Source organism: Pseudomonas sp. BP6, from assembly GCF_017875935.1.
In the GTDB taxonomy this organism is placed as follows: domain Bacteria; phylum Pseudomonadota; class Gammaproteobacteria; order Pseudomonadales; family Pseudomonadaceae; genus Aquipseudomonas; species Aquipseudomonas putida_Y.
Genome location: NZ_JAGINI010000001.1, coordinates 4,930,853 through 4,943,997 on the forward strand (window position 1 = coordinate 4,930,853; position 13,145 = coordinate 4,943,997).

Genomic DNA, 13,145 nt, shown 5'->3' on the forward strand with positions numbered 1-13,145 from the left:
TTGCCGCCCACGCCCGAGGTCGGCCTGCCGCTGTGGCTGCTGGCCGAGCTCACCTACCGCTGCCCGCTGCAGTGCCCTTACTGCTCCAACCCGCTGGACTTCGCCGCCCAGGGCCAGGAGCTGAGCACCGAACAGTGGTTCAAGGTCATGGCTGAAGCGCGGGAAATGGGTGCCGCACAAATCGGCTTTTCCGGCGGTGAACCGCTGGTACGCCAGGACCTTGCTCAACTGATCGCAGAGGCCCGCCGCCTGGGTTACTACACCAACCTGATCACCTCGGGCATTGGCCTGACCGAGGCGCGCATCGCCGAATTCAAGAAGGCTGGCCTGGACCATATCCAGATCAGCTTCCAGGCCAGCGACGAGCAGGTGAACAACCTGCTGGCCGGCTCGAAAAAGGCTTTTGCACAGAAGCTGGAAATGGCCCGCGCGGTGAAAGCCCATGGCTACCCGATGGTGCTCAACTTCGTCACCCATCGGCACAACATCGACAAGATCGACCGCATCATCGAGTTGTGCATTGCCCTGGAGGCCGACTTTGTCGAGCTCGCCACTTGCCAGTTCTATGGCTGGGCGCACCTCAACCGCCTGGGGCTGCTGCCAACCCGCGCGCAGCTCGAGCGGGCCGAACGTATCACCAACGAATACCGGGACAAGCTCAAGGCCGAGGGCAACCCGTGCAAGCTTATTTTCGTAACCCCTGACTACTACGAAGAGCGCCCCAAGGCCTGCATGAACGGCTGGGGCAACCTGTTCCTCACCATCACCCCGGACGGCACCGCATTGCCCTGCCACGGCGCCCGCCAGCTGCCCGTGCAGTTCCCGAATGTACGCGACCACGACTTGCACCATATCTGGTATGACTCGTTCGGTTTCAACCGCTTCCGTGGCTATGAGTGGATGCGCGAACCTTGCCGCTCCTGCGACGAGAAAGAAAAGGACTTCGGCGGCTGTCGCTGCCAGGCCTTCATGCTGACCGGCGATGCCAGCAATGCCGACCCGGTGTGCGCCAAGTCGACCGAGCACGGCATCATCCTCAAAGCCCGCGAGGAGGCAGAAACCGCCCAGCTCGCGATCGAACAGATGACCTTCCGCAATGATCGAAACTCCCGTGTCATCGCCCGCGGCTGAATTCAGCGCGGCCCAGGCAGTGGCCGCCGGTACCGACTTCGCCGAACTCAAGGTCAGTGCTGACGGGCTGTTCTGGAACGAATTCCGCCCGGCCGATGGGGCATGCCGTATCTGGCACTGGCTGCACTACCAGGCCCGCTGCCTGACCCCGGACGGCTTCAGCGTACGCAGCCGGGTCTATGAGTACGGCGGTGGCAGCTTCTGCCTCGGTGGCGACGGGCTGGTATTCGTCAACGAAAAGGACCAGCAGGTCTACACCCAGCCGCTGGACGATCTGTTACCACGTGCACTGACCCAGGATGCCAGCTGCCGCTATGGCGATGTGCAGTGGCACGACGGCCACGTACTGGCCGTCGAAGAGCGCCATGCCGAGCAGGTAGAGCACCGCCTGGTCGCTTTGGGTGACAGCCGCCGCGAGGTGCTCGCCGAGGGCGCCGACTTCTACGCCTCGCCTGCCGTCAGTGCCGATGGCCAGCGCCTGGCGTGGATCGAATGGGACCGCCCGGCACAGCCCTGGACCGTCACCCGGCTGATGTGCCGCGCGCGCGATGCCAGCGGCCACTGGGGGCCGGCGCAATGTGTAGCCGCCGCAGAAGAATCGTTGCAACAACCACGCTTCGATGCCGAAGGTCGGCTCTACTGCCTGTCCGACCGCAATGGCTTCTGGCAACCCTGGGGTGAGGTCGATGGCCAATGGCAGGCGTTGCCTGCCGCACCGGCGGACCATGCTGCTGCGCCTTGGCAATTGGGGACCTGTACCTGGTTGGCACTGAGCCCGCAAAGCTACCTGGCCAGCTGGTTCGAAGACGGCTTCGGGCAATTGGGGCTGCGTGGCGAAGATGGCCGTATGGAGCATTTCGCCAGTGCCTACACACGCTTTCGCAGCCTGGCCATGGACAGCGAACACCTGTATGCCATTGCCGCCTCGCCCATCAGCCCACCAGCAGTCATTGCCATTGACCGCAGCAACCACGACGTACGTGTGCTGGCCGGCGGTGCCGAAATGCTGCCGGCAGGGCAAATCAGCCTGCCACAGTCGATCCACTACGGCAGTGGCGGCGAGCAGGCCCATGGTTTCTTCTACCCGCCAGCGCAGTCGCAAGGCGCCGCGCCGCTGGTGGTGTTCATCCACGGCGGGCCAACCTCAGCCTGCTATCCCGTGCTCGACCCGCGCATCCAGTACTGGACCCAGCGTGGCTTTGCCGTGGCCGACCTCAACTACCGGGGCAGCACCGGCTATGGTCGGGAATACCGCCAGGCCCTGCACCAGCGCTGGGGCGAGAGCGATGTGGCCGATGCCTGCGCGGCGGTCGAATACCTGGCTGCTCAAGGCCTGGTCGACAAGCACAAGGCGTTTATCCGCGGCGGTAGCGCCGGTGGCTACACCACCTTGTGCGCCTTGGCGTTCCATGACGTGTTCCGCGCTGGCGCCAGCCTCTATGGGGTCAGCGACCCGCTAGCCCTTGGCCGTGCCACGCACAAGTTCGAAGGGGATTACCTGGACTGGCTGATCGGCGACCCGCAGCGCGACGCTGAACGCTATCGCCAGCGCACCCCGCTGCTGCATGCGCAGCGCATCAAGGTGCCGGTGATTTTCTTCCAGGGTGAGCTGGATGCGGTGGTGGTGCCGGAGCAGACACGCGCCATGTTGGCGGCGCTACAGGCCAACGGGATCGACGCTGAAGGGCATTTTTATGCGGAGGAGCGGCACGGGTTCCGCAAGGCGGAGAACCTGGCGCATGCCTTGGAAGAAGAGTGGAAATTCTATTGCCGGGTGTTGGCGCAATAGTTCCAGGCGCCCCGAGCAGGAGCGACCTTGCGCTGCTCCTGCAGGGGCCAATCTCTGCCTGTATCAACGCTTGGCGATGATATACACCGCATGCACGATCCCCGGAATGTATCCCAGCAAGGTCAGCAGAATATTCAGCCAGAACGCCCCGCCAAACCCCACCTGCAGAAACACGCCCAGAGGTGGCAGAAGAATGGCGATGATGATGCGAATAAAGTCCATGCGAGTCTCTCCTGAAGGGTTACATCAAAGACTAGCTGCCAGTCGAAGAGGTTCCACAGGCAAAAAAAAACGCCCCGGGCCGAATGAAACAGGCCAGGGGCGATGCGCAGGAACGCCAGACGGTTCGTTGAATTCTTTGGCAGGCCGCTACGCTGGCACTTCGCGACGGGCCTGCTGCTGGGCATGCAGGCGGGCGAAAGCGCGCGCCAGGCGCAGCAGCATTTCGTCGATGTTGCCTTTGCTCACAGTCAGCGCCGGAGAAAAGCGCACCACATCCGTTTGCGGCGCGTTGAGCAGCAGGCCCTCGTGCAGGGCCGCAGCCACCAGCTCGCGGGCCAGGTTTTCTTTCAGTTGCAGGGCCCATAGCAGCCCGTGACCGCGCACTTCACCCTGACCATAGCGCCCGGTCAGGCGGCTCAGGCCTTCACGCAGGTGACGACCGTTATCCTGAACCTGGGCCAGAAAGCCAGGCTCCAGCACGCTGTCCAGCACCGCCAGGCCGGCGGCGCACATCAGCGCGTTGCCATGGTGGCTGCCGTCCAGCTCACCAGGCTCGGCGCAGCATGCCTTGCCCCTGGCCAGCAAGGCGGCCAGCGGCACGCCGCCCCCCAGGCCCTTGCCCAAGGTAATGATGTCGGCACGCACGCCATAGAGCTCCTCGGCCAACAGCGCACCACAGCGACCAATACCGGTCTGCACCTCATCTAGGATCAGCAGGATGCCCAGTTCGCGGCAGAGCGTTTCCACGCCTTTGAGGTATTCCTGAGTAGCGGGAATAACGCCCGCCTCACCCTGTATCGGCTCGAGCATGATCGCCACGGTGCGTGAGTCCACCTCGGCGTGCAGCGCCGCCAGGTCGTTGAACGGCACCTTGCTGAAACCTGGCAGGCCAGGTTCGCAGCGATTGCATGGCAGCGGATCGGACGCCGACAGCGCGCCCAGGCTACGGCCATGGCAGGCTTGGCTGGCAGTAATGATGTGATAGGCGCCATTGCGGTGCAGCTGGCCCCACTTCCGCGCCAGCTTGATCGCCCCTTCACAGGCCTCGGCACCGCTATTGAGCAGGTAGGCCTGGTCACTGCCGGTACTCTGACACAGCCGGTTGACCAGCCCCAGCAGGCCACGGTTGTGGAAGCCCGAGCCCGGGTTGATCAAGGCCTGAGCCTGATTGCCCAATGCTTTGACCAGCACGCTGGGGCTGTGGCCCAAGCTGTTGACCGCACCGCCCTGGGTGAAGTCCAGGTAGGCATGCCCCTCGTTGTCCCACAACCAGGAGCCCTGGCCACGCACGAATACCTGCGCTGCACGTTCGGCGCCGGGCATCAGGCGCTCAGGTGACAGCTCAGAAGCTTGCGGCACGATCACCGGCGCACGCTTGGGCTCGGCGGCGGCGGCAGAAGCCGAGCGGCGCAGGTTGAACAGGTTCATCAGGGCTCCAACCAATCACGGTAAAGGGCAGCCACGGTGCGGTCTTGATGCCGACACTCGATATTTTGCCTTGCCTATCAAAAGTGTTTTTCATCCGGGGTAACAATCGACCGAATCATCGCTGTAACCCTTTGGAATACGGCGATAGACTAGGCTTCAACAGGGTTTTCGACCATTTCGTTTTTCCAGCATTTTCGATAAGTGTTTCTTATGGATTTCCGTCAACTGCGTTATTTCGTCGCGGTGTACGAAGAAGGCCACGTCGGCCGTGCCGCCGAACGCCTGTCGCTGTCACAGCCAGCGCTTTCCCAGCAAATCCGCCAGTTGGAGCACAGCCTCGATCTCAGCCTGTTCGAGCGCAGCAACAAACGCTTGCTGCCGACCCTGGCCGCCCACACGTTGTACAACCATGCCCTGCCGTTGCTCGACGGCCTGCAGCGTGCCCACGAGGCCATGCGCAACTTCAAGGGCCAGTCGCTGCGCACCTTGGCTATCGGTGTATTGCAGACCGTGCGGCCAAGCCTGGTACCGCAACTGCTTGAACGGCTGCGCAAGGCTCAACCTCACCTGGTCGTGCAGATTTACGAGTTGTCGGGGCTGGAGATCGAACGCCGCCTGCTCAACGGCAGTCTGGACATCGGCATCAGCTACCTGCCGCCGCGCCAGCCAGGGCTGCATGGCCTGCTGTTGTACGAAGATGAGCTGCAACTGGTCATACCCGATACCCACCCGCTGAAGGACTTCAAGAAGGTGTCCATCCGCCAGGCCGCCGAGTTGCCCATGCTGATGCTGGGCGAGGAGTTCCAGATCCGCCAGATCTGGCAGGCGCAGTTGGCCAGCCAGGGCCGACGGCCGCAGGTGCAGGCAGAGATGAACAATATGGCAGGGATTCTCGATAGCCTCGCGCACACGGCGCTGGCCACTATTCTTCCAGGGCGCGCCAAGGAGGCCGCCGAAGATGACCAAGGGCTGCTGTGGAAACCGTTGAGCGAGCCGCGCGTGCCGTTGAAGGTTGGCCTGGTATTTCGCGATGCCCAGCGCCAGCAGGCCTCTGTAGAGCTGCTGCGCACGTTGCTGGAGGAAGAGACGGACGCCCGCCTGTTGGGGGCATCACCGCGGGATGTGCTGGCCTAAAAACACGCACGCAAAGAAAACCCCGCCGAAGCGGGGTTTTCCAGACTGTTTCCCTGTGACATCCGTATCGCCCCGCCATCCTGGCAGGTGGTCCTTCGTCGTCGTCCTTGATCTGTCCTTTGCGCTTCCTGCGCAACGTCCATGTGGTAAAGATTAACCGTGGATCCAATCTTAGAACAGTGGTGAAAAGTCACCACGTCGTGTAGGAAAAAGCTTACACAGGAGATTCATTCACAGATATGTCATGGCTGGGGCCGCTTCGCGGCCCCAGAAAACGATCAGAACTGCTCGGCATCCAGCAGGTAAAGCGACTCACTTCCCGCCTTCACCGAAGCCACCAGCGAATCCACCCGTGGCAGCAACCGCGCAAAGTAGAACCGCGCCGTACCCAGCTTGCCCGAATAGAACGCCGCATCTCCCTCACCCGCCTGCGCCGCCCGCGCCATCAGTGCCCACATATAGCCATAGGCAACATAGCCGAAGGCATGCAGGTACTCGACCGAAGCCGCACCAATTTCATTCGGGTTGCCCTTGGCCTGCTGCAATACCCACTCGGTCAGCCCATCGAGCTGATCGAGCGAAGCACCCAGTGGCGTGGTGAATTCGTCCAGTTCGCTGCCTGCACGGGTAATGAACTGGCGGATCTCATCAGAGAACAGCTTGTAGTATGCCCCGCCGCTGGCCACCACTTTACGCCCCATCAGATCGAGGGCCTGGATGCCATTGGTACCCTCGTAGATCTGGGTAATGCGCACATCGCGCACCAACTGCTCCTGCCCCCATTCACGAATGTAGCCATGCCCGCCAAATACTTGCTGGCCGTGCACTGCGCACTCCAGGCCCAGGTCGGTGAGGAAGGCCTTGGCCACCGGCGTCAGCAGTGCCACCAACTCTTCGCTGCGTTTGCGCACGCTGGCGTCTTCGCTGTACTTGGCACTGTCCAGTTGCATGGCCACGTAAGTGGAGAAGGCGCGGCCACCCTCGATCAGCGCCTTCATGGTCAACAGCATGCGACGCACGTCCGGGTGGACGATGATCGGGTCGGCAGCCTTGTCCTTGGCTTGCGGGCCAGTCGGGGCACGGCTTTGCAGGCGATCGCGGGCGTACTCCACGGCGTTCTGGTAGGAGCGCTCGGCCGACGCCAGGCCTTGAATGCCGACGCCCAGGCGCTCGTAGTTCATCATGGTGAACATGGCCGCCAGGCCTTTGTTCGGCTCACCGACGATGTAGCCGACAGCTTCGTCGAAGTTCATCACACAGGTAGCCGAGGCCTGGATGCCCATTTTGTGCTCGATCGAGCCGCAATTGGCCGGGTTCCGCGCACCGAGGCTACCGTCTTCATTGACCAGGAACTTCGGCACCAGGAACAGCGAAATCCCTTTCGGCCCCGCCGGTGCATCCGGCAACTTGGCCAAAACCAGATGGATGATGTTCTCGGTCAGGTCGTGTTCACCGCCGGTGATGAAGATCTTGGTGCCGCTGACCTTGTAGCTGCCGTCAGCCTGGGGCTCGGCCTTGGTGCGGATGATGCCCAAGTCGGTGCCGGCATGTGGCTCGGTCAGGCACATGGAACCGGCCCAAACGCCGGCATACATGTTCGGAAGGTATTTTGCCTTCAAGGCCTCGCTGGCGTGGGCGTTGATCGACAGGCAGGCGCCGGCGGTCAGCATCGGGTACAGGCCGAAGGCCAGGCTGGACGCGTTGACCATTTCCTCGACCTGGGCCGAGATGGCCTTGGGCATACCCATACCGCCGAACAGCGGGTCACCGCCCACGCCCACCCAGCCGCCTTCGGCGTAGGTGTTGTAGGCCTCGATGAAACCGGCTGGGGTGCGCACCACACCGTTGTCCCAGTGGCAGCCCTCTTCGTCGGCGGCGCGGCTGAGCGGCGCAATGGTCTTGGCGGTGACCTTGCCGGCTTCTTCCAGCACGGCCATGGCCGTGTCGGCATCGACAACCTCGGCCAGACCGGGCAACTGCGTCCACTGCTCGGCCACGTTGAAGACTTCATTCAGTACGAAGCGCATGTCGCGCAGGGGCGCTTTATAGTCAGCCATGACAACCTCTCGCTAGTCGGGTCGGGGCGGTCTCGGGGAACCGCGACACTGGGGTTACTGGCAGTGTAACCGAACAACTTTTGCGAGACATAGGGTCATCAATCGACTGTATAGTCTCACTCGGTCACGCCGTACGCACTGCCCCACGCGGTGATTGTCGCCCATGCACCATGACACAATTGCGCCCCGCACCTTTGGCGCTGTAAAGCGCCTGGTCGGCGGATTTCAGTACCGCCTCGGGGTTGCGATGATCCGCCTGGCGCTCGGCCACACCAATGCTGATGGTGACCGAAACCGTGCCGCCGCCGCTGCCAGCGCGGCGCTGGCGGCCGGCGGTATCGTCCTGCGGGCGGTTGTGCTGGTCGCGCAGGTGCATCACGTAATTAGCGATTACTTCACGCACAGCCTCCACATGCGGCACGCATTCCTCGGCGGTCTTGCCGGCGAACACCAGGGCGAACTCTTCCCCACCATAACGGTAGGCGCGGCCACCGCCGGTGACCTTGGACAAGCGGCTGGCGACCAACCGCAGCACCTGATCACCGACATCGTGGCCGTGGGTGTCGTTGAATTTCTTGAAGTGGTCGACATCGGTCATGGCGATGACATAGTTACGCCCCAGGCGCTGCATGCGCTCGTTCAGCGCACGGCGCCCCGGCAGGCCAGTCAGCTCGTCACGGAAAGCCATCTGATAAGCCTCGTGCGCCACTGCTGCGGCGATCATCAGCATTACCTGGCTGCACATGATGTTCAGGGTAAACGGCAGGATGAAGGTTTGCGGCAGCATCCAGAAAATGCCCAGCAGGCCGATCAACTGCGCGGCGTGCAGCGGCCGGGGTGCACGCAGGTACTGCACCACCAGCAGAATGAACACACCAAGGAACAGTGGGTAGACCATCTGGATCAGGCTCATCCAGTGGCCATGCAAAGCCGGCCAGCGGATCTCCGCCAACCAGGTCAGCAACGCCTCGGGGTAGCTTTGCTGGAGGGCCACCGCCACACTGCCCACGGCAAACAGCACGGCACCGCGGGCGACCAGGTCCTGCAGCAGGTGCGTACGCTCCTGCCAGGCGCCATACAGCCCGAACAGCGCCGGCAGCAGCAGGCAGACCAGGTGGAAGATCACCGCTGCGTCCTCACGCACGCGGCCATGGTCACGGTAGAAGTCGGTCTGGGTATCGAGCAGGAAGTAGGCAATGTACACCGTCAGCATCAGAAACAGCTCACGCTGGCGGCGGTAAACCGCGCAGTAGGCGCCGCCCAGCAGTAGAACCAAGGTAGGCAGGACATTGAACAGCGATGTGAAAAAGACGCTGAGGTCTCTCACATAGGCTGCGGCGAGCCCTGCCAGCAACAAGAACAGCGACGGCAGGAAGTGGCTAGCGCGAACAGCGTTAAGACGAAACAAGGGTAATCTCCAACCCGGCAGATCAATAATGGCATTGTGCCCTCACTTCATCGGCAGTGCACTGGAACAGTTGAATTTGCGGTTGAATGAACGAACTTCCCATGCACCGTGTTGCATCCTTCGCGGGTAAACCCGCTCCTACGACGGCCTGTGGCCAACCCCTGGTGTGTGGCCACCACCGATCAGTGTGGTAGGAGCGGGTTTACCCGCGAATACGGTGGCGGCGGCAACGGTGAACGGCGGGTGGATATTGGCCAGCAGGGCCGGCCTCTTCGCGGGTGAACCCGCTCCTACGCGACGGCCTGTGTCCAACCCCAGATGTGTGTCCACCACTGATCTGTGTAGGAGCGGGTTTACCCGCGAATACGGTAGTGGCGGCAACGGTGAACGGCTGATGGAGATTGGCCAGCAGGTCCGGCCTCTTCGCGGGTGAACCCGCTCCTACACGACGGCCTGTGGCCAACCCCTGGTATGTGGCCACCACCGATCAGTGTGGTAGGAGCGGGTTTACCCGCGAATACGGTGGCGGCGGCAACGGTGAACGGCTGATGGAGATTGGCCAGCAGGGCCGGCCTCTTCGCGGGTGAACCCGCTCCTACACGACGGCCTGTGGCCAACCCCTGATGTGTGGCCACCACCGATCAGTGTGGTAGGAGCGGGTTTACCCGCGAATACGGTAGTGGCGGCAACGGTGAACGGCGGGTGGAGATTGGCCAGCAGGGCCGGCCTCTTCGCGGGTGAACCCGCTCCTACACGACGGCCTGTGGCCAACCCCCGATGTGTGTCCATCACCGATCAGTGTGGTAGGAGCGGGTTTACCCGCGAATACGGTGGCGGCGGCAACGGTGAACGGCGGGTGGAGATTGGCCAGCAGGCCCGGCCTCTTCGCGGGTGAACCCGCTCCTACACGACGGCCTGTGGCCAACCCCTGATGTGTGGCCACCACCGATCAGTGTGGTAGGAGCGGGTTTACCCGCGAATACGGTAGCGGCGTCAACGGTGAACGGCGGGTGGATATTGGCCAGCAGGGCCGGCCTCTTCGCGGGTGAACCCGCTCCTACACGACGGCCTGTGGCCAACCCCTGATGTGTGGCCACCACCGATCAGTGTGGTAGGAGCGGGTTTACCCGCGAATACGGTGGCGGCGGCAACGGTGAACGGCGGGTGGAGATTGGCCAGCAGGGCCGGCCTCTTCGCGGGTGAACCCGCTCCTACACGACGGCCTGTGGCCAACCCCTGGTATGTGGCCACCACCGATCAGTGTGGTAGGAGCGGGTTTACCCGCGAATACGGTAGTGGCGGCAACGGTGAACGGCGGGTGGAGATTGGCCAGCAGACCCGGCCCTTTCGCGGGTGAACCTGAAGACGTAAAAAACCCGCCTGCCGGTCAGGGCAGGCGGGTTTTTGGGTACAGCGCCAGTATCAGTACGACAGACCGAAGTGCTCTTCGTCCATCGCCATCAGGTTGTTGGCGCCCGACAGCATGGTCGCCACATGGGTACGGGTACGTGGCAGGATGCGCTGGAAGTAGAAGCGGGCAGTCTGCAGCTTGGCGGTGTAGAACGCCTCCTCGCTGGTGCCGGCTGCCAGTTTCTCGGCGGCCAGGCGGGCGATGTCGGCCCAGAAGTAGGCCAGGCAGGCATAGCCGGAGTACATCAGGTAATCGACCGAAGCCGCACCCACTTCTTCACGGTCCTTCATGGCAGCCATGCCCACTTTCATGGTCAGCTCGCCCCACTCCTTGTTGATGGCCGCCAGTGGTTCGATGAACTCCTTGACCGCTTCGTTACCTTCTTGCGCCTGGCAGAACTTGTGCACGATCTTGGTGAAGCCCTTCAGTGCTTCGCCCTGAGTCATCAGCACTTTACGACCGAGCAGGTCGAGGGCCTGAATACCGGTAGTGCCCTCGTACAGCATGGAGATACGGCTGTCGCGCACGTTCTGCTCCATGCCCCATTCGGCGATGAAGCCATGGCCGCCGTAGATCTGCACGCCGTGGTTGGCGGCTTCGAAACCGACTTCGGTCATGAATGCCTTGGCGATCGGGGTCAGGAACGCCAGCAGGGCGTCAGCCTTCTTGCGCTCTTCTTCGTCCTGGCTGTACTTGACGATGTCCACCTGCTTGGCGGTGAAGTAAACCATCGCGCGGTTGCCTTCGGCGAAGGCCTTCATGGTCAGCAGCATGCGACGCACGTCCGGGTGGACGATGATCGGGTCAGCGGCCTTGTCCGGTGCTTTCGGGCCGGTCAGGGAACGCATCTGCAGACGCTCGCGGGCGTACTTCAGGCCACCCTGGAACGCCACCTCGGCGTGGGCCAGGCCTTGCAGCGCAGTCCCCAGACGAGCAGTGTTCATGAAGGTGAACATGCAGTTCAGGCCTTTGTTGGCAGGGCCAATCAGGTAGCCGGTGGCAGCATCGAAGTTCATCACGCAGGTAGCGTTACCGTGGATGCCCATCTTGTGTTCGATCGAGCCACAGCTCACGCCGTTGCGTTCACCCACGCCACCCTCGGCATTGGGCAGGAACTTCGGCACGATAAACAGCGAAATACCCTTGGTACCGGCCGGTGCGTCCGGCAGGCGGGCCAGAACGATATGGACGATGTTGCCGGCCATGTCGTGCTCGCCGGCCGAAATGAAGATTTTGGTGCCCGACACCTTGTAGCTGCCGTCGGCCTGTGGCTCGGCCTTGGTGCGCAGCATGCCCAGGTCGGTACCGCAGTGCGGTTCGGTCAGGCACATGGTGCCGGTCCACTCGCCGGACACCAGCTTGGTCAGGTAGGTGTGCTGCTGCTCGGCAGTGCCATGCGCAGAAATAGTGTTCATCGCGCCATGCGACAAGCCTGGGTACATACCCCACGACCAGTTCGAACCACCGACCATTTCGCTCAGGGCCAGGCCCAGCGACTCTGGCAGGCCTTGACCGCCGTGCTCGACGTCATGCGCCAGGCTAGGCCAGCCGCCTTCGACGAACTGCTCGTAGGCTTCTTTGAAGCCGGTTGGGGTTTTCACCCCCGACTCGCTCCAGGTGCAGCCTTCCTGGTCACCCACACGGTTCAGCGGGGACAGCACCTGCTCACAGAACTTCGCGCCTTCTTCAAGGATCGCGTCGACCATGTCGGGCGTGGCGTCCTGGCAGCCCGGCAGGCTCTGATAGTGCGCTTCATAGCCAAGCAGCTCGTCGCGAACGAAGCGGATATCACGCAAGGGGGCTTTGTAGTCAGGCATGGCGATGAACCTCTAGGTGAGTTCTGTGGGGTGACCCGCGCTTGGCGGAAGCCGATCAAACAGTTGTTTGAAACTTACGTTTAGCTTAGCTTTCTGTCAAGGATGGACTATGGTGCCATTTACGCCACGGAGAATGGCAAATCAGTCATGCCATGGCACAAACCCTTGTAGGAGCGGGCTTGCCCGCGAAGAGGCCCGACCAGACAAAATTGTTGTCTGATCGGACGCATTCGCGGGCAAGCCCGCTCCTACATGGGCAGGCGCTGAAATAGGGGATGACGCAAGTGTTCAGGCGTAGGTGTCGATGATCCGGCCAAGCATTTCGTCGGATGCCTTGACGACCTTTGCGCCAAGCTCGACTTCGGTCTTGCCCACCGCCTGTTGCACGACACTGGTGGCCATGTCCATCTGCTGGCTGCGGTCGACCGCGCGCAAGCGTTCGGCTTGAAAATCGCTGGACTGGCTTGTGGCGGTGCGTTCGGCAGTGGTGTTGGCGATCTGGCTGGCAGCCTGATCGACGCGGTTCTGCCCGGTCTGGATTGCGCTCAGGCCCGCGTAGTAGGCGGAGCTACCGGTGATTTCCATGTCAGGACTCCATTGACGCTGGATGACGAACAGCCCCAATTAAAACAGGCTGGGGACAAAAAGGCCCGTTTAAATCCCTAATGGCTCAATGCCAGTTGATAGGCCTTGGGTATTCCTGCACTGGCCTAGTCGCGGGTAACCCCGCGCCTACAACGGTATGCGT

Annotated in this window: 9 protein-coding genes; 3 read left to right on the plus strand and 6 right to left on the minus strand. The window is 62.4% G+C overall.

Annotated features, from left to right (window positions below):
• Both pqqE and J3A98_RS22475 read left to right on the plus strand, forming a co-directional pair.
• Entirely contained in the window at positions 1-1,131 is a 1,131-nt protein-coding gene (pqqE, locus tag J3A98_RS22470) for a pyrroloquinoline quinone biosynthesis protein PqqE (RefSeq protein WP_209969932.1), read from the plus strand.
• Complete coding sequence (locus tag J3A98_RS22475; protein ID WP_209968551.1) at positions 1,097-2,920, plus strand: S9 family peptidase; 1,824 nt, start codon at positions 1,097-1,099, stop codon at positions 2,918-2,920. The genes pqqE and J3A98_RS22475 overlap by 35 nt, the downstream gene beginning before the upstream one ends.
• 63 nt (positions 2,921-2,983) lie before the next feature.
• Here J3A98_RS22475 and J3A98_RS22480 read toward each other — a convergent pair whose 3' ends face one another.
• Together J3A98_RS22480 and J3A98_RS22485 are read right to left on the minus strand one after the other, a co-directional pair.
• The gene (locus tag J3A98_RS22480) at positions 2,984-3,142 is read right to left on the minus strand and encodes a YqaE/Pmp3 family membrane protein (RefSeq protein WP_003177654.1); all 159 of its coding nucleotides are present in this window, start codon (positions 3,140-3,142) and stop codon (positions 2,984-2,986) included.
• Positions 3,143-3,289: 147 nt separating this feature from the next.
• On the minus strand, positions 3,290-4,570 hold the full coding sequence (locus tag J3A98_RS22485) for an aminotransferase class III-fold pyridoxal phosphate-dependent enzyme (protein WP_176683523.1): 1,281 nt from the start codon (positions 4,568-4,570) through the stop codon (positions 3,290-3,292).
• Between the two features lie 210 nt (positions 4,571-4,780).
• Here J3A98_RS22485 and J3A98_RS22490 point away from each other — a divergent pair, with 210 nt between their 5' ends.
• A complete protein-coding gene (locus tag J3A98_RS22490) occupies positions 4,781-5,704 on the plus strand; it encodes a LysR family transcriptional regulator (RefSeq protein WP_176683524.1) in 924 nt (307 codons plus the stop codon).
• Between the two features lie 278 nt (positions 5,705-5,982).
• Here the strand turns inward: J3A98_RS22490 and J3A98_RS22495 are convergent, their stop codons facing one another.
• The 4 genes from J3A98_RS22495 to J3A98_RS22510 form a co-directional block, all read right to left on the minus strand.
• On the minus strand, positions 5,983-7,761 hold the full coding sequence (locus J3A98_RS22495) for an acyl-CoA dehydrogenase C-terminal domain-containing protein (RefSeq protein ID WP_209968555.1): 1,779 nt from the start codon (positions 7,759-7,761) through the stop codon (positions 5,983-5,985).
• A 124-nt stretch (positions 7,762-7,885) separates the two neighbouring features.
• On the minus strand, positions 7,886-9,169 hold the full coding sequence (locus J3A98_RS22500; protein WP_021782689.1) for a GGDEF domain-containing protein: 1,284 nt from the start codon (positions 9,167-9,169) through the stop codon (positions 7,886-7,888).
• Positions 9,170-10,591: 1,422 nt separating this feature from the next.
• Entirely contained in the window at positions 10,592-12,397 is a 1,806-nt protein-coding gene (locus J3A98_RS22505) for an acyl-CoA dehydrogenase C-terminal domain-containing protein (RefSeq protein ID WP_209968558.1), read from the minus strand.
• A gap of 288 nt (positions 12,398-12,685) precedes the next feature.
• On the minus strand, positions 12,686-12,982 hold the full coding sequence (locus tag J3A98_RS22510) for a hypothetical protein (protein WP_049587144.1): 297 nt from the start codon (positions 12,980-12,982) through the stop codon (positions 12,686-12,688).
• Positions 12,983-13,145: the final 163 nt, after the last annotated feature.

Bases quoted from the DNA above. Each gene is read 5' to 3' on its own strand.
- J3A98_RS22480 (WP_003177654.1), bottom strand. From the start codon at position 3,142: ATGGACTTTATTCGCATCATCATCGCCATTCTTCTGCCACCTCTGGGC.
- J3A98_RS22505 (WP_209968558.1), bottom strand. From the start codon at position 12,397: ATGCCTGACTACAAAGCCCCCTTGCGTGATATCCGCTTCGTTCGCGAC.
- J3A98_RS22490 (WP_176683524.1), top strand. From the start codon at position 4,781: ATGGATTTCCGTCAACTGCGTTATTTCGTCGCGGTGTACGAAGAAGGC.
- J3A98_RS22495 (WP_209968555.1), bottom strand. From the start codon at position 7,761: ATGGCTGACTATAAAGCGCCCCTGCGCGACATGCGCTTCGTACTGAAT.
- J3A98_RS22475 (WP_209968551.1), top strand. From the start codon at position 1,097: ATGATCGAAACTCCCGTGTCATCGCCCGCGGCTGAATTCAGCGCGGCC.
- J3A98_RS22485 (WP_176683523.1), bottom strand. From the start codon at position 4,570: ATGAACCTGTTCAACCTGCGCCGCTCGGCTTCTGCCGCCGCCGCCGAG.
- J3A98_RS22510 (WP_049587144.1), bottom strand. From the start codon at position 12,982: ATGGAAATCACCGGTAGCTCCGCCTACTACGCGGGCCTGAGCGCAATC.